A 21,023-nucleotide genomic window follows, 5' to 3' on the forward strand; every position below is an offset into this window, starting at 1 on the left:
GGCCCGCGTCCCAGTCAAAACGTCACGACCGCTCGATCTCGACCATGAAGAAGTCGGCCTTGGCCGCTCCGCAGTCGGGACAGGTCCAGTCGTCCGGGATGTCGTCCCAGCGAGTGCCGGGGGCGATCCCGTCCTCCGGCCAGCCCTGCGCCTCGTCGTACTCGAAACCGCACTGGACGCACTGATACAGCTTGTATTCGGTCATCACGCCACTCCTACCGGGTCGAAGTCGATCTTCTCGCGGACACCGCAATCCGGGCAGCACCAGTCGTCGGGCACCGCGGTCCAGGGTGTGCCCGCCGGAAAGCCCTCGTGCGGTTCACCCTTGGATTCGTCGTAGACGTACTCGCAGACCGGACAACGGAACGCGCTCACGCCCCGACTCCCTCGGTGGCCCCTGCCCGCCCCGCACCGTAGCGCGCGAGCACCCGCTCGCGCTTGCTCGGCTGGATATTGGCCTTGGTGATGTCGCCGTCGTAGTGCGCCAGCACCCGCTTGTCCATCACCCGACGCCACAGCGGCGGGAAGTAGGCCAGCATGATCATGCTCGCGTAACCGCTGGGCAGGTTCGGCGCGCCGTCCCAACTGCGCAGCGTCTGGTAGCGCCGGGTCGGGTAGGCGTGATGGTCGCTGTGCCGCTGCAAGTGGTACAGGAAGATGTTGGTGACGATGTGGTCGCTGTTCCAGCTGTGCACGGGGGCGGGCCGCTCGTAGCGTCCCGAGGCGGTGCGCTGCCGGACCAACCCGTAGTGCTCCAGGTAGTTGACCGCCTCGAGCAAACTGAAGCCGACCACGGCTTGCAGGATCAGGTACGGCAACAGTTCGATGCCGAACGCCGCGATCAGCACCGCGTACAGGGCCACCGTCATCAGCCAGGCGCTGAGCACCTCGTTGCGCAAGGTCCACGGCTTGCTGCCGAGGCGTTCGAGGCGGGTCTTCTCCAATCCCCAGGAGGAGCGCAGACTCCCCCACACCGTGCGCGGCCAGAAACCCCAGAAGGTCTCACCCACCCGCGAACTCGCCGGGTCCTCCGGCGTGGCGACGCGCACGTGGTGGCCGCGGTTGTGCTCGATGTAGAAGTGGCCGTAGCCCGTCTGAGCCAGTGCGATCCGGGAGAGCCACCGCTCCATGTGGACCTTCTTGTGGCCGAGTTCGTGGGCGGTGTTGATGCCGATGCCGCCGATCATGCCGACGGTGATGGCCAGGCCGATCTTGTCGATCAGGTGCAGTCCGCCGTCTATGCCGAGCCAACTCACGTTGTCGGCGGTGATGAGGTAGCAGGCCAGCAGCAGCGTCGCGTACTGGAACGGCAGGTACAGGTAGGTCAGGTAGCGGTAGTACCGGTCGTTCTCCAGGTACTCCATGACCTCGTCGGGCGGGTTGTCGCCGTCGGGTCCGAAGAAGACGTCGGCGATCGGGATCAGGATGTAGATCAGGATCGGCCCGAGCCAGAACGGCACCTGCGCCAGGCGGTGCCAGCCGAGTTCGTTGAGCCCCCAGATCAGCGGCAGGCCGATGGTGAACACTCCCGTCGGCGCGAACAGCCCCCACAGCCACATGTACCGCTTGCGATCGCGCCAGTCGGGGGTCCGCGCCTCCCGGCCGGGCGCGTCGGTATCCGTAGACATCATCGTCTCCATTTCCACACCGCGTGTGTGACACGCATTACATCTAGAATCGACAATAGAACCGATCATGTCGTCTGTCTAGACAAATTTGCCGATTTGTAAAACTTCGCCGGGCGATCGCTCCCGTCCCGTGACGGCAGCGACCCGGACACAGCGAACGGGCCGCATCCCGATGAGGGATACGGCCCGTTCGCTCGGCACGCGGGGTTCAGCGCAACAGGACCCCGGCATCCGCGGGCAGCGCGTCGATCGGCCACCAGCGCAGATCGGTCGACTCCGCGCTGCGCACCGGCACCGCGCCCGGCGGCGCGGTGATGCGGAACAGCAGGTCCAGGTGCCGGGTCGGCACACCCAGCGAACAGGTGATCGGATGGGCCTGCGCGCCGTAGAGCTTGGGGTCCAGATCCAGATCGGCGATACCGGACTCCTCGACCGCCTCGCGCAACGCCGCCGCCGCGACCGACTCGTCGCCCTGCTCGCAGTGCCCGCCCAATTGGATCCACCGTCCCACCCGGGGATGCAGGGTCAACAGCACCTCGCTCCCGTCGTGGGAGAAGACCACCGCCGAGGCGGTGATGTGCCCGGCGGCGTGCTCGCGCAGACACCCGCGCGGCGCGGAACCCAAGAAGGCCAGGAACGCCTCGCGCAGCGCCGACTCGCACTCGGTGGGCGGCGCCCAGCCCTCGAGCAACTCGACCGCCGAGGCGTGCAGCGACTCCGCGCTCACAGTTCGACCAACCCCGGGCCGGGACCGAACACCGGACGCGGCGTCAACTCCTCGAGCGGGTAGCCGATCGCGATCGCGCCCAACGGATTCCAGTCCTCGTCGAGATCGAGCGCCGCGCGGGTCACCTCGGGGGCGAAGATGGTCGACCCGATCCAGCAACTGCCGACGCCTTCGGTGGCCAACGCCACCAACAGTCCCTGCACCGCCGCGCCCACCGCGACGGTGAACATGGTGCGCTCGGCCGCGCGCCGCGGCTCGTCGGGATAGTCGTGCGCGCCGTCGGGCACGCAGAACGGCACGATCACCTCGGGGGCGTCGAACAGGATGCGGCCGCGCGCGATCCGACGCTCCACCCGTTCCGGATCGAGTCCGTCGGCGGTCAGATCCGCCCGCCACTTCTCCGTCGTGGCCGCCAGCAGTCGGGCGCGCACCTCGGGCGTGCGCAACCACACGAACCGCACCGGCCTGGTGTGATGCGGGGCGGGCGCGGTCAACGCCGTCGCCACCGCAGACCGGATGCGCTCCGGTTCGACCGGGGTGTCGGCGAACTGCCGGATCGAGCGACGCAGGCGCAGCGCCTCGCCGCGCCCCTTCTCGATGGCCTCGGCCGTGCCCAGCCAGAACAGGTCCTCCACGCCGCGGCGCAGCAGATCCGCGGCGCTGGACCCGTCATCGACCACCGGCAGGCCGCGCACCACCGCGATCGGCACCCCGCCGAGTTTGCCCTTGACCAGATCCGCCGCGGCCGCGAGTTCGTCGGCGATCGCGACCTGGGTGACGTGCAGTTCGTTACCCTGCCCGTCGACCGCGCCGTCGTAGTCGTGCAGCACGCGCAACCCGGACGCGCCGATCGCGGCGTCGGTCTGCCCGTTGCGCCAAGCCCGGCCCATGGTGTCGGTGACGACCACCGCCACCCGCACGCCCAACCGTTCGGCCAGCGCGCGCCGCAGCGCTTTGGCGCTGGCGTCGGGATCGCTGGGCAGCAGCACCAACTCGCCCTGTTCGACATTGGAGCCGTCCACCCCGGAGGCGGCCTGCACGATGCCCAGTTTGTTCTCGGTGATCAGCGTGCGGCCCTTGCGGGCGAGCACCCGCACCGCCTCTTGGTCGACCAGCGCGCGGCGCGCGGTGTCGCGCTCCTCGGGATCGAGCGGAGCCGTCACCACCCGCCCCTCCACTTTGGCCACGATCTTGCTGGTGACCACCAGGATGTCGCCGTCGACCAGCCACGGCGCGGCCTCGGCGACCCGCTCGGCGAGATCGTCACCGGGCCGGAACTCCGGTAGCCCGGTGATCGGGAGTATGCGCAGTTCGGTCGCGGCATGATCGGTCGGAACGGTCACCATGTCACCCCTGCCAGGTCCAGCGCCTCACGCACGATCTCGGCGGTCGTGGGCGGATCGGTCATCAACAGTGGAACGCTACGCACCTCGACGCCGGGCACCTCGGCGGTGTCGGTGCTGTGGATCAGCCAGCCGTCCAGGATCCCGGTGCCGGTGCGCGCCCCGTAGTGGCGACCGATGGCCTCGGCGGTGGTCTCGACGCCGATCACCGACAGGCATTCGTCGGCCATCCCGCGCAGCGGCCTGCCGTCGATCACCCCGGAGACCCCGATCACCTTGGCCGACGTGGTGCGCAACGCGCCGCGGATTCCGGGCACCGCCAGTATCGCGCCGATGCTGACGACGGGGTTCGAGGGGGCCAGCAGGACCGCATCAGCCGTAGCTATGATATCGATCACATTCGGTGCCGGCTTGGCGTCTTCGGCCCCGATTGTGGCGAATCCATGGGTCTCGATGTTCGCTCGGTATCGAACCCACCACTCCTGGAAATGGATCGCGCGACGTTCGCCGGAGTTCTCCGGATCACTCACAACAACATGCGTTTCACATCGATCATCGGTTGCCGGGATGAGTTTCACACCGGGCTGCCAGCGATTGCACAGGGCTTCGGTGACAGCGGAAAGCGGGTACCCGGCACGCAACATTTCGGTGCGAATCAGATGGGTCGCGATATCGCGGTCACCCAGTCCGAACCAGTCCGGCCGCGCGTGATATCGAGACAGCTCCTCTTTGGCGTGCCAGGTTTCGTCGACCCGACCCCACCCCCGTTCGGTATCGATACCGTCACCCAGCGTGTACATGCAGGTATCGAGGTCGGGGCAAATTCGGAGGCCGTGCATCCACACGTCGTCGCCGACATTGACGATCGCCGAAACCTCGGCTTCGGGCAGCAGTTCCCGCACCCCTTGCAGGAAGCGCGCGCCGCCGACGCCGCCGACCAGGACGGCGATCCGGGGTCCGCGCGCGGGCGCGATGTCCGCTTGTTGTCCAGTCACATCGACACAGCCTATGCGCTGCCCGAACGTATGGCGTTCACCTTATATTTGCTGTTCATTTGCTATTCCGAGGACAAGATCAACAGAGAAATCGACGGCGGATAGTAACGGAATAGTGTCGGTAGCTTGACCATCGTCCCACCCGGCGTGTCTAATCACAGACATGTCATTCCGGGTTCGCGCGAGAGTTCCTGGCGTGAACACGTTTTCGAACGCATGTTCGCACCGGAAGACGAGTTCGGGGATGTCCGCGGGACAACGTCGCGGGGTAGGGCCGTCGGTGTCCGTGTTGGTCCGACGGAAAGAATCATTCTGCGCTAACACACAGTGAGGAGGCGGAGCGATGGCCGACGATATGGTCACGCCAACCGATTCCACAGCAGGCGCAGCTCGTGGCGTCTGCGCAGACATCGGCCGAATCGAACGGGAGGGCGCGGGTGAGGACAACTCGACACCGCGGCTCAGCCTGATCGTGACGGGGTTCGACGAAATGTTCGAGTCCATCGAGGAACAGTGGCAGGAACGCGCCCTGTGCGCGCAGACCGATCCGGAGGCGTTCTTCCCCGAGAAGGGCGGCTCGACCCGAGAGGCGAAACGGATCTGCCTGGGCTGCGAGGTGCGCGACGAATGCCTCGAATACGCGCTCGCGCACGATGAGCGCTTCGGCATCTGGGGCGGGCTCTCCGAACGGGAGCGCCGCCGCCTCAAGCGCGGCATCGGCTGACCGACCCGAACCGCACCGACCTCCCCGAGAGGTCGGTGCGCGTTCACCCCGCGCCCGTGCACCCGGCGCCCGCGCCATGACATAGATTCGTCACATGGCTCGCTCACGCAATCGACGACCACCGACCGCGCGGTCTGTGATCCGCCGCGGTCGCGGCGTGCGCGGCCCCATGCTGCCCGACACCGTCCCCGCGTGGCGGACCAGGAGCCAGCAGTTCGACCGGTTGGTGCTCGAAGCCTTCGCCCCGCTCGACAGCCGCTGGCACGACCGGCTCACCAAACTCGACATCGCCGTGGACGACGTCCCCAAAATCCGCCCGCTGCACCCCGATTCGGTCACCTGGCCGGACGAGGTGGTGGCCGACGGTCCCGTCCCGCTGTCCCGCCTCGTCCCCGCCGGGGTCGACCGGCACGGCGCGGCCACCCGTGCCCGGGTCGTCCTGTTCCGCAAGCCGCTGGAACTGCGCGCCAGCGATCCCGACGACCTCGTCGACTTGCTGCGCGACGTCCTGGTCCAGCAGATCGCCACCTACCTCGGCGTCGACCCCGATCTCATCGACCCCGAACCGAGCTGAGTCCGCGGCCCTCGCGACGCCCGAAAGACGTGAGCCTCACCCCTTTTACCGCGTGTCTGGCCGCGTCCGCACGCCAGGGGGGTTACTCTCATCCGCGTGATCCCCATGCGTCGTTGTTGCCGACCAGGCTGCAAGAATCCGGCCGTCGCGACGCTCACGTATGTGTACTCGGACTCGACGGCCGTGGTGGGGCCCCTGGCCACCGTCGCCGAACCGCACTCCTGGGATCTGTGCGAGACCCACGCCTCCCGCATCACCGCCCCCAAGGGCTGGGACATGGTACGCCACGAGGGTGGATTCTCCTCCAGCACACCGGATGACGACGACCTGACGGCGCTGGCCGAGGCCGTGCGCGAGGCCGGTATGCGCAGGCGTCCGCCGGAACCGGACCAGCGCGGTTACCGCGACTACGCCCCGCCGCCGCAGCGCGCCGCCAGGACCGGCAGGCGCGGCCATCTGCGGGTGCTCCCCGACCCGCCGAGCTGAGCGGCCCTCCCGGCGCAACGGTCGGAGGTAGGACCCCGTCGGCGTCGTCGGAGACAGCCACTAGGGTGGTGCCCATGACAGCCACGCGCTCTGCCGAATTCGTGAACGCGGTGATCAAGGCCTACGACGTCCGCGGCGTCGTCGGCGAGCAGATCGACGCGCGCTTCGTCGGCGATGTCGGAGCCTCCTTCGCCCGCCTGATGCGCGGCGAGGGCGCGACCCGCGTGGTGATCGGGCACGACATGCGCGACTCCTCGCCCGAACTGGCCGCCGCCTTCGCCGAAGGCGTGCTCGGACAGGGCCTCGACGTCGTCCACATCGGCCTCGCCTCCACCGATCAGCTCTACTTCGCCTCCGGTCACCTCGGCTGTCCCGGCGCGATGTTCACCGCCAGCCACAACCCCGCCCGCTACAACGGCATCAAACTGTGCCGGGCCAACGCGCTGCCGGTCGGCCAGGACACCGGGCTCGCGGCCATCGCGGGCGAAGTCGTCGCGGGCGTCCCCGAGTACGAGGGGTCGCGCGGCACGGCCACCGAGGTCGACCTGCTCGCCGACTACGCGACGTTCCTGCGCGGCCTGGTGAACCTCGACGGGCTGCGTCCGCTGAAGGTCGCGGTCGACGCGGGCAACGGCATGGGCGGGCACACCGTGCCCGAGGTGCTGGGCGTCCTGGCCGGGATCACCGTCGTCCCGCTCTACTTCGAGCTCGACGGCGCCTTCCCCAACCACGAGGCCAACCCGCTGGACCCGGCGAACCTGGTCGATCTGCAAGAACTGGTGCGCCGCAGCGGCGCCGACATCGGCTTGGCCTTCGACGGCGACGCCGACCGCTGCTTCGTGGTGGACGAGAAGGGTGACCCGGTCTCCCCCTCGGCCATCACCGCGCTGGTCGCCGAACGCGAACTGGCCAAGGAGCCGGGCGCGACGGTCATCCACAACTTGATCACCTCGCGCGCGGTGCCCGAACTGGTCGAACAGCTCGGCGGCACCCCGGTGCGCACCCGCGTCGGTCATTCCTTCATCAAGCAGCAGATGGCGGCCACGGGCGCGGTGTTCGGCGGCGAGCACTCCGCGCACTACTACTTCCGCGATTTCTGGGGCGCCGATTCGGGCATGCTGGCCGCGCTGCACGTGCTGGCCGCGCTGGGCGAGAAGGACCGCCCGGTCTCCGAACTCATGGCCGCCTACCAGAAGTACGCCGCCTCCGGCGAGATCAACTCCACCGTCGCGGACGCGAAGGAGCGGACGATGGCGGTCCTGGAAGCCTTCGAGAACCGCGCCGTCGCCGTGGACCGGCTCGACGGCGTCACCGTGCAACTGGCCGAGGACGCCTGGTTCAACCTGCGCGCGTCCAACACCGAACCACTGCTGCGGTTGAACGTCGAAGCCCGATCGCAGGAGGAAGTAGACGCACTCGTGACCGAGATCCTGAGCATCGTCCGCTCCTGACTGGAATAGTGGAATCACAGACAGTGGATTCGCCCGACCTGGGCTCGTCGCGCACGATCCGGGTATCCCCAGGGCCGGATCACCCACAGCGCGATGAGGGGAGGTGGGACGCCCGATGATCGCTGGAACTCCGGTATTGGACCTCGATGACGCCGCTTCGCTGGAAGCGGCCGACAGCGGCGGCGTTCTGCGTTCGGCGGCCTCCGGCGGAGCCCAGGTGCGCGCCACCGCGGCCGCCGTCGGCGAGGACGCGCTCGCCCGACTCGCCGATCTCACGCCCCGCAGCCTCGTGCTGGTCACCGGGCCCGGCCGGGCCACCCGCGCGGCGGGCGTGCTCGTGGCCGCGCTCGGGGAACGGGCGGGGCTGCCGATCGTGCCCTCCCCCGCGTTGCCGCCCTGGGTCGGCCCGCTCGACGTCGTGGTCGTCGCCGGGGACGACGCGGGCGACCCGCGCCTGATCGAAGCCGTCGACCGCGCGCAGCGCCGCGGGGCCGAAGTGGTGATCGCCGCGCCGCTGGAAGGGCCGCTGCGCACCGCCGTCGGCAGACACACGGCACTGCTGGAGCCCCGGGTGCGGGTCCTGGACCACAACCGACTGCTGCGCTATCTCGCGGCCGTCATCGCGGTCCTGCGCGCGATCGACCCGACCCGCTCGGGCGCGATCGTCCCCGACCTGACGGCACTGGCCGACGTCCTCGACGCCGAAGCGCTGCGCGACTCCCCGCAGAACGAGGTCTTCCACAATCCCGCCAAGACCCTGGCGGCGCGGATGCAGCAGCACGGGGTCGTCTTCGCGGGTGATTCCCCGGCCACCGCGGAACTGGCCGAGCACGGCGCCGAAGTGCTGCTGCGCGCGGCGGGTCGGGTCGCCAGTGCCGTCGACCTGCACGAAGCGGTCGCCGCGCACGGTGTCATGCTCGACGCGGCGGGCGGGTCCGCCCCCGATTTCGATCCGCTGTTCCACGACGAGGAACTCGACGGACCCGCCCCGGTCGAACGGATGCGGATCTTCGTGCTCAGCACCGACCCCGACCTGGCCGCCGCGCGGCGCAGGCTCGCGGTGTTCGGCGGCGGCTCCGGCCTGGTCGACGCCGACCTCGTCGGCGCCGACGTGGACCTGTTGCAGAACACGCTCAGCGATCCGGCGGGCCCCACCCCGGCGCGGGTCGACGAAACAGGTGCGCCGCTGCCCGGATCGGCCACCCACAGCACCGAACTGGAGCAATTGGCCGTGCTCGCGCTCAGAATCGAGATGGCCGCCGCCTACCTCCGGCTGATCGGAGCGCGCGGCGGCGCGGCCCCCACCGACGACCGGTACGACGGGGGACGCTACTAGTGCACGAACTCGTTGGTGCACTGCGCTCCTACGCCTGGGGTTCGCGCACCGCGCTCGCTCAGTTGTGCGGCAGGCCGGTTCCCTCGGCCCATCCCGAGGCCGAACTGTGGTTCGGCGCGCACCCCGCCGACCCCGCGCACGTGCGGGTCGACGGCGGCGCGACGAGGTCGCTGCTGGATCTGGTCGCGGGCGACCCCGACCGGGAACTGGGCGCCGCCGCACCCGAATTCGGGGGCAAGCTGCCGTTCCTGCTGAAGATCCTCGCCGCCGAGGAGCCGCTGTCGTTGCAGGCCCATCCCAGCGCCGCGCAGGCGCGCCACGGGTTCGAGCAGGAGAACCGGGCCGGCGTGCCGGTGGAGTCGCCGATGCGCAACTATCGCGACGACAACCACAAACCGGAACTGGTCGTCGCGCTGGACCGGTTCGAGGCGCTGGCCGGATTCCGCGACCCGCTGCGCACGGTGGAACTGCTGCGCGCGCTGGACGTCCCGCAGTTGAACTCCTACGCCGACCTGCTCGCCGCGCAACCCGATTCGGCGGGGCTGCGCACCCTGTTCACGACCTGGATCACGTTGCCGCAGAACGTGCTGGCCACACTGCTGCCCGGAGTCCTGGACGGGTGCGTGCGCTACCTGTCGGCCAAGGGCGACCGACTGTTCACCGCGGAAGCGCGGACCACCCTCGAACTGGCCGAGGCCTACCCCGGTGACGCGGGCGTGCTCGCGGCGCTGCTGCTGAACCGGCTCACCCTCGAACCCGGGCAGGGGCTGTTCCTGGACGCGGGCAACCTGCACGCCTACCTGCGCGGCCTCGGCGTCGAGATCATGGCCAACTCCGACAACGTCCTGCGCGGCGGGCTCACCCCCAAACACGTCGACGTGCCGGAACTGCTGCGGGTGCTGGATTTCGAGCCCATCGACCTGCCGGTCATCCTGCCCGAACCCGCCGGCGACGGATCGGTGCGCTACCGCACCCCCGCACCGGAGTTCGCGCTGCACCGCTTCGACCTGACCGCCGGATCGGCGCAGGTGCCGCTGCACGACGGGCCCGGAATCGTGCTCGTCACCTCCGGCACGGTGCGGTTGCTACACGACGGGGCGACGCTGGTGCTCGAGCGCGGCGCGGCGGCCTGGATCTCCGCGGCCGACAGCGATATTCGCGCGCAGGCGGTGGACGGTCCGGCGCAGTTCTTCTGCGCCTGCGTCGGCGGCTCGCACTGATTCGATCCGGCGTCGCCGGGATTTCGCAGTAGCGTAGGCGGGAACTCCGCGGGGGACGCGGCATATTTTCGGTGGAACGAGAGAGGACATCCGACCCATGTCTGCTGGTGGCGGCAAGAAGGCGATCATCGCCGCGTTGGGGGCGAACGCCGGTATCGCGGTGGCCAAGTTCGTCGGTGCGGCGATCACCGGTTCGGCCTCGATGCTGGCCGAGGCCGTGCACTCGGTGGCCGACACCTCCAATCAGGGGTTGCTGCTGCTCGGCCAGAAACGCGCCGAACAGGAAGCCGACGCGCTGCACCCGTTCGGCTACGGCCGCAACCGCTACTTCTACTCCTTCATCGTGGCGCTGGTGCTGTTCACCCTCGGCTCGATCTACGCCATCTACGAAGGCATCCACAAGATCCAGCACCCCGAGGACCTGACCTCGCCGCTGGTGGCCGTGGTGATCCTGGTCATCGCCATCGGCCTGGAGACCTTCAGCTTCGCCACCGCCGTCAAGGAATCGCGGCCGCTCAAGGGCAACAGCAGTTGGTGGCGGTTCATTCGCTCCTCACGCAGCCCCGAACTGCCCGTGGTGCTGCTCGAGGACACCGGCGCGCTGATCGGCCTGATCTTCGCCCTCGTCGGCGTCGGCCTGTCGATCCTCATCGACCCGGTCTGGGACGGTATCGGCACCCTGGCCATCGGCGCCCTGCTCGGCGTCATCGCGATCATCCTCATCATCGAGATGCAGAGCCTGCTGATCGGCGAGGGCGCCACCCCCGACGAGGACCGCCTGATCCGCGAGAACCTGGTCGACGGCGAGCACATCGACCGCGTCATCCACCTCAAGACCCAGTACCTGGGCCCGGAGGAGATCCTGGTGGCCGCCAAACTCGCCTTCGTCCCCGACCTCGACATAGCCGCCATCGCCACGGCCATCGACGCCGCCGAAACCCGAGTCCGCGCCGCCGTCCCCGCCGCCCGAGTCATCTACCTCGAACCCGACCTCTACCGCACCGACAAGTAAGCGGCCCCGCCCACGCGGCGATCGGCCCCCACGGCGGAGACGCGCTGGGGGCCTTCGACTTTCGGTGAACTGACACCGGATAGCCTGCCGAGGGCAAGCTCAACCGATCCATGTCACGCTGACGACCACCACACGGCGATCCCGATCGAGGATCACGTAGACGACCAAGCCTTCGTTGCCGCGGCCGAAGACCATTCGACGCATATCGCTGTCGGGGCTGTCATCCCGATAGGGCGGTCCTTCCCACGGCGTCAACTCCAGGAAGGCTATGAGTTCCGCATAGTCGGTCAGCGCGGCAGCAGGGAGTCCGTCGACCTGTTCGAGCGCGTCGGCGACTATTTCGTAGCGGTACACCCCGGTCCGCTACCGGTCGAGCGCGGCATCGATCCGCGCCCGATGTTCGGCCGCGCCCGTGGTGACCACGGTGTGTCCGGCTCGCAAGTCGCGAACCTGATCCAACATCCGCGTGTGTGCTTCGGGGCCGTGCCGGAGCGTGGTCTCGGCGATCTGCCGGAAGGTGGCCAGCACGGCGAGAACACCGGTCAGGTCCAGCGACTGGGCGGCCGCGGACATCTCCTCGCCGTAGCGGCGCACGAATTCCGCGCGCTCCGGTTCGACCAGGGCATCGTGGATGGCACGCGGAGTCGAGCCCGCCACCCACGCGGGGTGCGCTGTCGACCTGGACGACTCCGGAGAGGCCATGCCGATAGTGTATCCCAGCGCGAATTCATCGGATCTCGGCTGGTGGGCGCGGTGTGCGGCGGGGGCGGAGCGGTCGGCGCGCGACGAAATGGGCAGTCGGAACCCGCGCTTGGCGGAGGGCTGGGGCATGGGTGTCATTCGGGGTCGAGGGCGGTGGGGCCGAAGTCGGGGAGGGGGTCGTAGAGGTCGAGGTCGGGGTGGTGGCGGGGGCGGGGTGGGTCGGGGAGGGTGGCGAGTTCTTCGGCGATGGCGGTGAGCAGGGTGCGGGTGGCGGGTTCGTCGAGGGCCATGTGGTGCAGGCGGGTGTAGGCCCGGCGGTAGAGGGTGACGGCGGCGTGCTGTTCGAGGTAGAGGCCGCCGGTGTAGCACTGGACGAAGGTGATGGGCGGTTCGGTCAGGTAGGGGCGGGGGTGGCGGGGGAACTCCATCAGGACGAACGCGTTCGAGATCAGACCGAGGTGCATTCCGGTCGTGGCGGGCAGCACCCGGATCGACACGTTGGGCAGTTCGCCGACCTCGGCGAGATGACGGAGTTGGGCCGCCATGATCCGCGGTCCGCCGATGGGTCGGCGCAGTTGCGCTTCGTCCACCACCACGGTGAGTTCGACGGGATCGTCCCGGTCCACCAGACGCTGCTTGCGGCGCTCGAAATCCTCGATGCGCGACTCGATCTCGGCGGTGTCGGCGTGCGGGAGTTCGGTCCAGATCACTTCGCGGCGATATTCCCGGGTCTGCAACAGACCGGGAATCAGCAAGGACTGGTAGGACATCAGCCGATGCGCTTCCTGTTCCAGTGCGGCGAAGGGGTCGAAACGTTCGGGGAACGCCTCGTCGAAGGCATGCCATTCGCCATTTCCCTGCGCCGCTTCGGCGAGTTTCAACAGCGCGGCAGTCTTGCGCTGATCCGCGCCGTAGGTCTGGCACAGCCGTTCGACATCGATGAGCCGTAGGCGCACCGGTTGTCCGGTCTCCATGCGCCAGATTGTCTGTTTCCCCACGGAGATCGAGGCTTTCGCCTCCTCCATGGTGACGCCGGCCGCTTCCCGGAGCCGATAGAGCTCACGACCGAGCAGGCGACGAGGCAGCGTCGAACTTGCCCCCATTTTCTGGACCCCTTCCGAAATCGCGGTTCCAATTGGAACGCGCCACACATTCCAACTGGAACCGAGAAGAATATTTCGCCGAATACGGTCCGGAACGCCTTCATATCCGCCCGTTCGGGTGGTCTGCTGAATAAGCGCCCGGTGCAAGCGGTTCCACACATCCACTCGTGAACCGCCACCCGCTTCCACGTCGCCATCGGGAAAAGCGGGGCCGCGGCGCACACTACACCACACACTTTTCCAGGGGGTCATATGACCGCATCGACCGTGCCCGACGAAGTTCTGCACCGGTGCCACTACTTGCGCACCGTCGGAGCGTTGCCGGTGTACGTCGATTCCGACAATCGTCTCGCCGTGAGCACCGGCGGGAACCTGAACGCGCTGACGACCGGCGAGTATTGGGGTTATCGACTCGCCGAACGGCTGCGCGAGTTCGGCATCGGCTGTCCGGTGCTGTGGCATCCGTTGCGCAAGTTGACCTTCCTCACCGGGGCCCGCGACGGCGACGACACCGAAGGGTTGGACGAGCTACTGCGCGTGACGGATTCGCGGCTGGTCCGCCCCGGTGAACCGGTCCGGCTGCCCTCGGGCGTGGAGTACACGCGCGGCTGGGTGGTCCCGGTCAGCGGGCCGTCACGGCCGTCGACCGACGTCGTGCTCGACATGCTGTCGGCCTGTGTCGGCGCGGAGCGACGATGATCGGCTCGGAGTCGGTCGGGTTCGCCGACACACCGCGCGCCCGCTGCGAGTACTACCGCAAGGTGTGCGGGCTACCGGCCGTCCTCGATCCGCGCCACGGCGGGATCACCTTCCGCGCCGGGTTCGTCTGGGGGCTGATGATGCCGTCCGAGCTGGGCAATCGGGTACGTCTCGATCTGGAACGGCACGGCGACGGCGGCGGTCCGATCGTCTCGCATCCGCGCAGCGCGACGTGGACGTTCTTGATGCGTTCCGACATTCCGGCGACCCGACTACCGGAGTTCGGCGCGTTGCCGCGCGCGGGTGTCCGGTTGATCCGCGAGGGCGGGGTGATCGCGTTGCCGTCTCCGGCGGACAGCGATCCGGTGTATCGGGCGTGGATCACGGCCGCGCACAGCGCGTTCCGTCCTTCGGGGATGGTCGTGTTGGAGGCGGCGAAGCGGTGTGTCGCGGCCGGGGCCACGTGGGTGTCGCCGCAGGCGGGTGAGCTGTGAACGAGGTGTCGCCGCGACCGCACGAACCGGATGTGCGGCTGTCGATCTTCCTGCACGGCTTGCGTTTCGAGTATCTGGCGTGCCGGTCGGCGGCGACGGGACTGGTGGACGAACACCACTGCCGCCACTACGTCGACGCGGCGGCGATCCTGCCGCTCGAGGACGGGGCGAGCTATCCGCGATTACCGAACGAGCGGCTGTATCTCGCGGCGACGACTACCCATTCGGAAGAATGACCGCGCGCCCGTTGATCTTGCCGCTGTGCAGGCGTTCGTAGGCCAACGGCGCCTCGTCCATGCCGAAGGTCTCCACGTGCACCCGCACCGAACCGGCCCGCGCGAGGTCGAGCACTTCGCGCAGTTCCGGGCGGGTGCCCCAGTAGGGCGCGGTCACGGTCACCTCGAACGGCAGTGCGCCGAATCCGACGGGGACCGTGCCGCCGCCGATGCCGACGATGGTCACGTCACCCTCCATCGCCACCGCGGCCGCGGCGGTCGCGGTGGTGGGGGGTGCGCCGACGAAGTCGAACACGGCGGTCGCGCCGCGTCCGTCGGTGAGTGCTTTGATCCGGTCGGCGGCTTTGTCGTCGGAGGTGACGGTCTCGTGCGCGCCGACGGTGCGCGCGAGGTCGAGTTTGTCCTCGGCGAGGTCGACGGCGATGACCCTGGCGGGCGTGAGCGCGCGCAGCAACTGGATAGCAACATGGCCGAGCCCGCCCGCGCCGATGACCACCGCGGTCGAACCTGGCACCAGTTTCGGCAGCGAGCGGACGATGGCGTGGTACGGGGTGAGGCCGGCGTCGGTCAGCGGCACGGTGCTGACCGGGTCGAGACCGTTCAGCGGTTCCAGGTGCCGGGGGTTGTCGACGATCAGGTATTCGGCGATGGCTCCGGGCGCACCCAAGCCGGGCGGGTTGATGCCGAGTTCGGCGGCGCGCAGGCAGTAGTTCTCGCGTCCCGCCGCGCACGGATGGCAGGTGCCGCAGCCCCACGGGCCGTAGACGGCGACGTCGTCGCCGACGGCGAATTCGGTCACCCCGTCGCCCAGTGCGGCCACGGTGCCCGCGCCTTCGTGGCCGAGGGTGAGCGGCAGTTCGTACGGGAATTCGCTCTCGGGCCAGGACATCACCGCGATGTCGGAGTGGCACACGCCCGCGGCGGTGACTTTCAGCAGCACCTGCCCCGGTCCGGGTTCCGGGTCGGGCACGGTGACCACTTCCGGGGCCGCGCCGATGGTCCGGTACTGGAGAGCCTTCATCGCCATACCTCCGCGGTGGTGTTTTGGCAAATATTCAGCACACGCCCGGGTTCGAGTGTAGCCACCCGCGCCTCGCGACGGTCGGGACTCGGGAACACGGTGGCCGCCACCACCCGGGCGAACCGATCAGGAATCGAGAAGCGCAGGTCAGGGGGTCGGTCTAGCGTCGAGGACGACACCGGCACCGAGCCGGCAACCCACGGCCTTCGAGGAGAACACCATGGCAACCACCCCGCGGACCCGTCGGGCGCACCGGTGGCTCGCGCTCGTCTTCCTGGCGGCGCTGCTGATCACGATCGTCGGCCTGGCCGTCGGCGGACCGGTCTGGCTGTCCTACCTGCCCATCCCGCCCCTGCTCCTGCTGCTGGGCACCGGCCTGCCGATCCTGGTGACCGCGCTGCGTCGCCCCGCCACGACCCGCGCGACCGGTTGGCAGCGGGTCCTGCACCGCTGGTCTGCCTCGGTCTTCGCGATCACCGTCCTGGCCACCGTGGTCGCGCTGTCCCTCCCGGACCCGATCGTCTGGGTCTCCTACCTGCCCCTGCTCCCGCTGTTGGGCCTCCTGGTCTCCGGCCTCCCCATGCTCGCCCGCCCCTACCTCCGCCGTCGGGCCGCCGCGACCGCCTGAGTCGCACGCAGGACACGACACATCCGGAACATCGCGACGTGGACGCCCGAGCACCCGCGGCCGGGCGACCCGCGCGGCGTGGGGCGAGGAGGCGATGTCGCGGCGGCGGTAGCGTCGAACGGTGGCCGGCGGAAGCAAGACAGCGGTGTACGCGGCGTTGGCGGCGGACGCGGGGATCGCGGTCGCCAAGTTCGTCGGCGCGGCGGTGACGGGGTCGTCATCGATGTTGGCGGAGGCGGTGCACTCGGTGGCCGACACCGCCAACCAGGGGCTGTTGTTGATCGGACAGCGACGCGCGGAGCAAGCCCCCGATCGGTTGCACCCGTTCGGGTACGGACGCAATCGCTACTTCTACGCGTTCGTGGTGGCGTTGGTGCTGTTCTCGCTCGGCTCGCTGGCCGCGATCGATGAGGGCATCCACAAGATCCGCGACCCCGAGCATCTGAGCGATCCGCTGGTCGCGATCGTGATCCTGCTGGTGGCGATGGTGTTGGAAGGGTTCAGCCTGGCCACCGCCACGCGGGAGTCGCGGCCGTTGAAACAGCGGGCGAGTTGGTGGGCGTTCATCCGCAACTCCCGCAACCCGGAACTGCCGGTGGTGCTGCTGGAGGATTCGGGGGCGCTGATCGGATTGGTGCTGGCGTTCGCGGGCGTCGGGTTGACGATGGCGACCGGCGACCCGATCTGGGACGGCATCGGCACGCTCGGCATCGGGGTGCTGCTCGGCGCGATCGCCACGGTGCTGATCGTGGAGATGAAATCACTGCTCATCGGCGAAGGCGCGACGGCCGCCCAGGACCGGGCACTGCGGTCGAATCTGGTCGACGGACGGTGGATCGAGCGGGTCATCCACCTGGAGACCCAGTACCTGGGGCCGGAGGAGTTGCTGGTGGCGGCCAAACTCGCGATCGCGCCGGGTACCGGGATCGCGGAGTTGGCGGCGGCGATCGACGCGGCGGAGGCGCGGGTGCGCGCGGCGGTGCCGATCGCGCGGCGGATCTACCTCGAACCGGACCTCGATCGCGGGAGGTCCGCCGGGTCGTAGTCGCGGCCGAAGTGTTTGCGCAGCAAGTGGCGGGCGGCGTGCTGTCCGCACATGCCGTGCACGCCGGGGCCGGGCGGTGTGGACGACGAGCACAGGTAGACGCCGGGCAGCGGGGTGGCGTAGGGGTTCCAGCGCGGGGCGGGCCGGAACAGGAACTGACGCAGGCTCATCGTGCCCGACGAGATGTCGCCGCCGACGTAGTTGGCGTTGTGGTCGGGCATCTCGGCGCCGGTGCGGACGTGGGTCGCCAGGATCAGGTCGCGGAAGCCGGGCGCGAACCGTTCGACCTGGGCGATGACCGTCTCGCTGACATCGCGCGGCGAACCGTGCGGGACGTGCGCGTAGGTGTAGAAGGTGTGTGTGCCCGCCGGGGCGCGGGTGGGGTCGACCACACCGGGCTGGATCGCCAGGACGTAGGGCCGGTCGGCGTGGCGACCAGCGGCGACCGTGTGTTCGGCCACCATCGCTTCCGCGCGGGTGCCGACCAGGTGCAGGGTGCCGGCGCGGTCGCAGTCGCGCGCGGCCCACGGCACCGGACCGGACAGGGCGAAGTCGACCTTGCAGGCCGCCGAACCGTAGCGGAAGCGACGCAACCGGTCGGCGTAGCGGCGCGGCAGACGCTCGCCCGCGAGGCGCAGGAGTCCGGCGGGGGCCAGATCGAGCAGGATCGATGTGCCGCGCGGGAATTCGTCGAGGGTGTCGACGCGATGACCGGTTTCGACGCTGCCGCCGAGCCGTTCGATCTCGGCGACGAGCGCGTCCACGATCGCCTGGCTGCCGCCTCGCGGCACCACCCAGCCGCCGACGTGGGCGAGCGTGGCGAGCAGTAAAGCCGCACCCGCCGGGGGGATCGCGCGCGGCGGGACGATGGCGTGGGTGGCTACGCCGGTCAGCAGCGCGGGGGCGGCGTCGTCGCGGAATCGCCGATTCCACAGCGGCGAGCCCTGTTCCAGCACCCGCAGGCCGAAGCGGACGCTCGTCACCAAGTCGTCGGGTATCCGGCGCAGATCCGACATCGCGAGATCGACCACGGCGGACCAGTTCTCGACCAGCGGCGCGAACAGCGCCCGCCACGCCGGACCGTCGGGGCCCAGGTCGGCGACGGTGCGATCCAGGTCGCGCCAAGCCCGCCCCGCGCGACCGCCGTCGAGGGGGTGGGCGTAGGACAACTCGGGGGCGAGCAGGTCGACGCCGTGCGCGGCCAGGTCGAAGGAGCGGAAGAACGGGGAGGCCAGCGCCATGGGATGCGCGCCCGCGCAGACGTCGTGGTGGAAACCGGGCAGCGTCGACTCCGCAGTTCGGCACCCGCCGCCCACGGTCGGCTCGGCTTCGACCACGCGCACGGTCAGACCGGCGCGCGCCACCTCCACGGCCGCGGCCAACCCATTCGGGCCCGACCCGACCACCACGACATCAGCCATGACCCCACGCTACCGATCCCGGCGGCGCGGCAGGCCGACTCAGACGTCGGTGGAGAAGCGGATGCCGCCGTCGGGAATCTGCACACCCGGCCACACCCGGGCGCCGCGCAGCAGTTCGCACCGCGCGCCGACGTGCGCACCGTCACCGATGACGCCGTCGCGGACCAGCGCGCGCGGACCGATGCGCGCCCCGAACCCGATGATGGACCGTTCGACGGTGGCGCCCGCCTCGATGACCGCTCCGTCGAACACCACCGCGCCGTCGAGTCGCGCGCCCGCCCCGATCTCCGCGCCGCGGCCGACGACGGTGCCGCCGATCAGCAGCGCACCGGGCGCCACGCCCGCGCCGGGGTGCACCAGCGACTCCCCGCGCTGGCCCGGCAGAGCGGGCGAGGGGGCGATGCCGCGCACCAGGTCGGCGGACCCGCGCACGAAATCCTCCGGCGTGCCCATGTCGCGCCAGTAGGAGGTGTCGACGTGGCCCTGCACCCGCGCCCCCTCGGCCAGCAGCGCGGGGAACACCTCGCGCTCGACCGAGACCGGGCGGCCCGAGGGGATCTTCTCGATGTATTCGCGGCGGAAGACATAGCAACCCGCGTTGATCTGATCGGTCGGCGGGTCCTGGGTCTTCTCCAGGAACGCGGTGACCCGACCCTGCTCGTCGGTGGGCACGCAGCCGAAGGCCCTCGGGTCGCTGACCCGCACCAGGTGCAGGGTGACGTCGGCGCCCGTGGACTCGTGGGTGTCCAGGATCGCGCCGAGATCGGTGCCGCCCAGCACGTCGCCGTTGAACACCATGACCGTGTCGGCGCGCAGTTTGGGCAGGACGTTGCGGATGCCGCCGCCGGTGCCCAGCGGCTCGGTCTCGGTGACGTACTCGAGGTCCAGGCCCAGGTCGGAGCCGTCGCCGAAGTGCTCCTCGAAGACCTCCGCCTTGAACGAGGTGCCCAGCACGACGTGGGTGATCCCGGCCTCGGCGATGCGCGCCAGCAGGTGGGTCAGGAACGGCAGCCCGGCCGTCGGCAGCATGGGTTTGGGGGCCGACAAGGTCAGCGGACGAAGCCGCGTTCCCTGGCCGCCGACCAGAATCACGGCATCGGTGCCTGCATGTCCTGCCATCGTGTGTTTCCCCTGTTCACAGTGGATCGGTCCCGCGGGACGCGCGCCGACCGGCGATCAGCCGCGCGCCTGCTCTCGCAGCGCAGATCGAACCGCAAGACGGCAGCGAACCGCAAGTCCGGCCTTCAACGCCACCCGCAACGGCGCCTGCCACCAGTGCGGATGCCGGTCGGCCTGGAACCGGTAGGCGCTGGCGTGGTGCGCGGGCAACATCAGTTCGGGGTGTTTGCCGGCGGCGTGCCCCTTGGCGTGGGTGACCTCGGCGTCGGGCACGAACACGTTGTGCCAGCCCGCCTTGCCGATGCGGTCGCCGAAGTCGACGTCCTCCATGTACATGAAGTAGCGCGAGTCGAAGCCCTCGATGGCGTCGAAGGCGCTGCGCCGGACCAGCAGGCACGAGCCGGAGAGCCAGCCCACGGTGCGCTCGGCGATCTGTTCGTTCTCCTGGCGGTAGCGTTTGGTCCACGGGTTGGCGGGCCACACGGTGCCCAGGATGGCGTGGCCCGCGCCGTCGAGCAGGCCCGGGACCGAGCGCGCCGACGGGTAGACGGTGCCGTCCGGTTCGAGCACCATCGGGCCGATGGCGCCCGCGCGCGGCCAGCGCTGGGCGGCGGCGAGCATGGTGTCGATGGCGTCGGTGCCCCAGCGGATGTCCGGGTTGGCGATGACGACGAATTCGATGTCGGGGTCGATCTCGGCGACCGCGCGGTTGATCGCGCCGCCGTAGCCGAGGTTGCCGCCGGTGCGCAGCAGTCGCACGTGCGCGTTGGCTTCCGCGACCAGTTCCGGAACCCCGTCGGTCGACCCGTTGTCGGCTAGGATCACCTGCGGCTTCTCGCTGGTGGCGTGGGCCAGGGTGGTGACGAAGTGCTCGAGGTGCTCGCCGGGTGAATAGGTCACGGTGACCACGGCAAGGCTCGCGGAATGGTGGTCGGTTCGCTCGCTGGGCTCACTCACGACCGCCCAGCCTAGCGGGATCGGGACCGCCGCGCGTGGCCGGTCCGTAACCCGGTGCGCGCGACGAAATCCCGCGCGGTGAAACCCGTTCCGCCGTCGGCG

The 21,023-nt window shown here is 69.6% G+C and carries 25 protein-coding genes; 12 read left to right on the top strand and 13 right to left on the bottom strand.

Going from position 1 to position 21,023, the window contains the following annotated elements:
- Positions 1–22: 22 nt before the first annotated feature.
- The 6 genes from ON30_RS21235 to cofD all read right to left on the bottom strand — a co-directional run bounded on the left by ON30_RS21235 (position 23) and on the right by cofD (position 4,672).
- Positions 23–205 (bottom strand): rubredoxin, encoded by a 183-nt coding sequence (locus tag ON30_RS21235; RefSeq protein ID WP_040709496.1) that lies wholly within the window; start codon positions 203–205, stop codon positions 23–25.
- Positions 205–375 carry a rubredoxin gene (locus tag ON30_RS21240; protein WP_040709498.1) on the bottom strand — a complete coding sequence of 57 codons (171 nt, stop codon included), beginning with the start codon at positions 373–375 and terminating at the stop codon, positions 205–207. The genes ON30_RS21235 and ON30_RS21240 overlap by 1 nt, the downstream gene beginning before the upstream one ends.
- Entirely contained in the window at positions 372–1,628 is a 1,257-nt protein-coding gene (locus ON30_RS21245) for an alkane 1-monooxygenase (RefSeq protein ID WP_040709562.1), read from the bottom strand. The genes ON30_RS21240 and ON30_RS21245 overlap by 4 nt, the downstream gene beginning before the upstream one ends.
- A 208-nt stretch (positions 1,629–1,836) precedes the next feature.
- On the bottom strand, positions 1,837–2,355 hold the full coding sequence (locus tag ON30_RS21250; protein WP_040709500.1) for an NUDIX hydrolase: 519 nt from the start codon (positions 2,353–2,355) through the stop codon (positions 1,837–1,839).
- Positions 2,352–3,701, bottom strand: coding sequence for a coenzyme F420-0:L-glutamate ligase (locus ON30_RS21255; protein WP_051029704.1), 1,350 nt, complete (start codon positions 3,699–3,701; stop codon positions 2,352–2,354). Before ON30_RS21255 ends, ON30_RS21250 begins: the two co-directional genes overlap by 4 nt.
- Entirely contained in the window at positions 3,695–4,672 is a 978-nt protein-coding gene (gene cofD, locus ON30_RS21260; RefSeq protein ID WP_083911576.1) for a 2-phospho-L-lactate transferase, read from the bottom strand. Before cofD ends, ON30_RS21255 begins: the two co-directional genes overlap by 7 nt.
- A gap of 511 nt (positions 4,673–5,183) precedes the next feature.
- Between cofD and ON30_RS40160 the strand changes: the two genes are divergently transcribed.
- The 7 genes from ON30_RS40160 (at position 5,184) to ON30_RS21300 (ending at position 11,496) form a co-directional block, all read left to right on the top strand.
- Positions 5,184–5,417 carry a WhiB family transcriptional regulator gene (locus ON30_RS40160; protein WP_040709504.1) on the top strand — a complete coding sequence of 78 codons (234 nt, stop codon included), beginning with the start codon at positions 5,184–5,186 and terminating at the stop codon, positions 5,415–5,417.
- 94 nt (positions 5,418–5,511) lie between these two features.
- Positions 5,512–5,991 carry a metallopeptidase family protein gene (locus ON30_RS21275; protein ID WP_169334933.1) on the top strand — a complete coding sequence of 160 codons (480 nt, stop codon included), beginning with the start codon at positions 5,512–5,514 and terminating at the stop codon, positions 5,989–5,991.
- A 105-nt stretch (positions 5,992–6,096) separates the two neighbouring features.
- Positions 6,097–6,477: a DUF3499 domain-containing protein gene (locus tag ON30_RS21280; RefSeq protein ID WP_083911577.1), complete on the top strand. Its 381-nt coding sequence runs from the start codon at positions 6,097–6,099 to the stop codon at positions 6,475–6,477.
- A 74-nt stretch (positions 6,478–6,551) separates the two neighbouring features.
- On the top strand, positions 6,552–7,928 hold the full coding sequence (locus tag ON30_RS21285) for a phosphomannomutase/phosphoglucomutase (RefSeq protein ID WP_040709507.1): 1,377 nt from the start codon (positions 6,552–6,554) through the stop codon (positions 7,926–7,928).
- Positions 7,929–8,043: 115 nt separating this feature from the next.
- Positions 8,044–9,264 carry a hypothetical protein gene (locus ON30_RS21290; protein WP_040709508.1) on the top strand — a complete coding sequence of 407 codons (1,221 nt, stop codon included), beginning with the start codon at positions 8,044–8,046 and terminating at the stop codon, positions 9,262–9,264.
- Positions 9,264–10,484 carry a mannose-6-phosphate isomerase, class I gene (gene manA, locus ON30_RS21295; RefSeq protein WP_040709509.1) on the top strand — a complete coding sequence of 407 codons (1,221 nt, stop codon included), beginning with the start codon at positions 9,264–9,266 and terminating at the stop codon, positions 10,482–10,484. Before ON30_RS21290 ends, manA begins: the two co-directional genes overlap by 1 nt.
- Before the next feature lie 97 nt (positions 10,485–10,581).
- Complete coding sequence (locus ON30_RS21300; protein WP_040709510.1) at positions 10,582–11,496, top strand: cation diffusion facilitator family transporter; 915 nt, start codon at positions 10,582–10,584, stop codon at positions 11,494–11,496.
- A gap of 99 nt (positions 11,497–11,595) precedes the next feature.
- Here the strand turns inward: ON30_RS21300 and ON30_RS21305 are convergent, their stop codons facing one another.
- The 3 genes from ON30_RS21305 to ON30_RS37655 all read right to left on the bottom strand — a co-directional run bounded on the left by ON30_RS21305 (position 11,596) and on the right by ON30_RS37655 (position 13,553).
- Complete coding sequence (locus tag ON30_RS21305) at positions 11,596–11,850, bottom strand: hypothetical protein (protein WP_051029707.1); 255 nt, start codon at positions 11,848–11,850, stop codon at positions 11,596–11,598.
- A 9-nt stretch (positions 11,851–11,859) separates the two neighbouring features.
- Positions 11,860–12,198: a DUF6247 family protein gene (locus ON30_RS38500; RefSeq protein WP_157183803.1), complete on the bottom strand. Its 339-nt coding sequence runs from the start codon at positions 12,196–12,198 to the stop codon at positions 11,860–11,862.
- Between the two features lie 134 nt (positions 12,199–12,332).
- On the bottom strand, positions 12,333–13,553 hold the full coding sequence (locus tag ON30_RS37655) for a helix-turn-helix domain-containing protein (protein WP_306307391.1): 1,221 nt from the start codon (positions 13,551–13,553) through the stop codon (positions 12,333–12,335).
- On the opposite strand from ON30_RS37655, the gene ON30_RS40165 reads away from it, so the two are divergent.
- Genes ON30_RS40165 through ON30_RS21330 form a run of 3 tightly spaced genes read left to right on the top strand, consistent with a single transcriptional unit; the run spans position 13,554 to position 14,730 of the window.
- Positions 13,554–14,000, top strand: coding sequence for a hypothetical protein (locus ON30_RS40165; protein WP_169334935.1), 447 nt, complete (start codon positions 13,554–13,556; stop codon positions 13,998–14,000).
- Positions 13,997–14,494 (top strand): hypothetical protein, encoded by a 498-nt coding sequence (locus tag ON30_RS21325; RefSeq protein ID WP_040709514.1) that lies wholly within the window; start codon positions 13,997–13,999, stop codon positions 14,492–14,494. Before ON30_RS40165 ends, ON30_RS21325 begins: the two co-directional genes overlap by 4 nt.
- Positions 14,491–14,730 carry a hypothetical protein gene (locus tag ON30_RS21330; RefSeq protein WP_040709515.1) on the top strand — a complete coding sequence of 80 codons (240 nt, stop codon included), beginning with the start codon at positions 14,491–14,493 and terminating at the stop codon, positions 14,728–14,730. Before ON30_RS21325 ends, ON30_RS21330 begins: the two co-directional genes overlap by 4 nt.
- On the opposite strand, the gene ON30_RS21335 is transcribed toward ON30_RS21330, so the two are convergent.
- A complete protein-coding gene (locus ON30_RS21335) occupies positions 14,711–15,751 on the bottom strand; it encodes an NAD(P)-dependent alcohol dehydrogenase (protein ID WP_040709569.1) in 1,041 nt (346 codons plus the stop codon). The two genes, ON30_RS21330 and ON30_RS21335, sit on opposite strands and share 20 nt — an antisense overlap.
- 220 nt (positions 15,752–15,971) lie before the next feature.
- Here ON30_RS21335 and ON30_RS40675 point away from each other — a divergent pair, with 220 nt between their 5' ends.
- Together ON30_RS40675 and ON30_RS21345 are read left to right on the top strand one after the other, a co-directional pair.
- Positions 15,972–16,379 (top strand): hypothetical protein, encoded by a 408-nt coding sequence (locus tag ON30_RS40675; protein WP_040709517.1) that lies wholly within the window; start codon positions 15,972–15,974, stop codon positions 16,377–16,379.
- A gap of 121 nt (positions 16,380–16,500) precedes the next feature.
- Complete coding sequence (locus tag ON30_RS21345) at positions 16,501–17,424, top strand: cation diffusion facilitator family transporter (RefSeq protein ID WP_040709518.1); 924 nt, start codon at positions 16,501–16,503, stop codon at positions 17,422–17,424.
- On the opposite strand, the gene ON30_RS21350 is transcribed toward ON30_RS21345, so the two are convergent.
- The 3 genes from ON30_RS21350 to ON30_RS21360 are packed head-to-tail and all read right to left on the bottom strand — an operon-like array spanning position 17,379 to position 20,921.
- Entirely contained in the window at positions 17,379–18,845 is a 1,467-nt protein-coding gene (locus tag ON30_RS21350) for a phytoene desaturase family protein (protein ID WP_040709519.1), read from the bottom strand. The genes ON30_RS21345 and ON30_RS21350 overlap by 46 nt on opposite strands.
- A 39-nt stretch (positions 18,846–18,884) precedes the next feature.
- A complete protein-coding gene (manB, locus tag ON30_RS21355) occupies positions 18,885–19,964 on the bottom strand; it encodes a mannose-1-phosphate guanylyltransferase (RefSeq protein WP_040709520.1) in 1,080 nt (359 codons plus the stop codon).
- Between the two features lie 57 nt (positions 19,965–20,021).
- Positions 20,022–20,921 carry a glycosyltransferase family 2 protein gene (locus ON30_RS21360; protein WP_051029711.1) on the bottom strand — a complete coding sequence of 300 codons (900 nt, stop codon included), beginning with the start codon at positions 20,919–20,921 and terminating at the stop codon, positions 20,022–20,024.
- Between the last annotated feature and the right edge of the window lie 102 nt (positions 20,922–21,023).

The organism is Nocardia takedensis NBRC 100417 (genome assembly GCF_000308695.1).
GTDB classification, from domain to species: domain Bacteria; phylum Actinomycetota; class Actinomycetes; order Mycobacteriales; family Mycobacteriaceae; genus Nocardia; species Nocardia takedensis.

What these genes read in the sequence shown, in the direction of transcription:
- ON30_RS21235 (WP_040709496.1), bottom strand. Translation starts at nt 205, where the DNA reads ATGACCGAATACAAGCTGTATCAGTGCGTCCAGTGCGGTTTCGAGTAC.
- ON30_RS21245 (WP_040709562.1), bottom strand. Translation starts at nt 1,628, where the DNA reads ATGTCTACGGATACCGACGCGCCCGGCCGGGAGGCGCGGACCCCCGAC.
- ON30_RS21255 (WP_051029704.1), bottom strand. Translation starts at nt 3,701, where the DNA reads ATGGTGACCGTTCCGACCGATCATGCCGCGACCGAACTGCGCATACTC.
- ON30_RS40160 (WP_040709504.1), top strand. Translation starts at nt 5,184, where the DNA reads ATGTTCGAGTCCATCGAGGAACAGTGGCAGGAACGCGCCCTGTGCGCG.
- ON30_RS21275 (WP_169334933.1), top strand. Translation starts at nt 5,512, where the DNA reads ATGGCTCGCTCACGCAATCGACGACCACCGACCGCGCGGTCTGTGATC.
- ON30_RS21280 (WP_083911577.1), top strand. Translation starts at nt 6,097, where the DNA reads ATGCGTCGTTGTTGCCGACCAGGCTGCAAGAATCCGGCCGTCGCGACG.
- ON30_RS21285 (WP_040709507.1), top strand. Translation starts at nt 6,552, where the DNA reads ATGACAGCCACGCGCTCTGCCGAATTCGTGAACGCGGTGATCAAGGCC.
- ON30_RS21290 (WP_040709508.1), top strand. Translation starts at nt 8,044, where the DNA reads ATGATCGCTGGAACTCCGGTATTGGACCTCGATGACGCCGCTTCGCTG.
- ON30_RS21300 (WP_040709510.1), top strand. Translation starts at nt 10,582, where the DNA reads ATGTCTGCTGGTGGCGGCAAGAAGGCGATCATCGCCGCGTTGGGGGCG.
- ON30_RS38500 (WP_157183803.1), bottom strand. Translation starts at nt 12,198, where the DNA reads ATGGCCTCTCCGGAGTCGTCCAGGTCGACAGCGCACCCCGCGTGGGTG.
- ON30_RS37655 (WP_306307391.1), bottom strand. Translation starts at nt 13,553, where the DNA reads ATGACCCCCTGGAAAAGTGTGTGGTGTAGTGTGCGCCGCGGCCCCGCT.
- ON30_RS40165 (WP_169334935.1), top strand. Translation starts at nt 13,554, where the DNA reads ATGACCGCATCGACCGTGCCCGACGAAGTTCTGCACCGGTGCCACTAC.
- ON30_RS21325 (WP_040709514.1), top strand. Translation starts at nt 13,997, where the DNA reads ATGATCGGCTCGGAGTCGGTCGGGTTCGCCGACACACCGCGCGCCCGC.
- ON30_RS21335 (WP_040709569.1), bottom strand. Translation starts at nt 15,751, where the DNA reads ATGAAGGCTCTCCAGTACCGGACCATCGGCGCGGCCCCGGAAGTGGTC.
- ON30_RS40675 (WP_040709517.1), top strand. Translation starts at nt 15,972, where the DNA reads ATGGCAACCACCCCGCGGACCCGTCGGGCGCACCGGTGGCTCGCGCTC.
- ON30_RS21350 (WP_040709519.1), bottom strand. Translation starts at nt 18,845, where the DNA reads ATGGCTGATGTCGTGGTGGTCGGGTCGGGCCCGAATGGGTTGGCCGCG.
- manB (WP_040709520.1), bottom strand. Translation starts at nt 19,964, where the DNA reads ATGGCAGGACATGCAGGCACCGATGCCGTGATTCTGGTCGGCGGCCAG.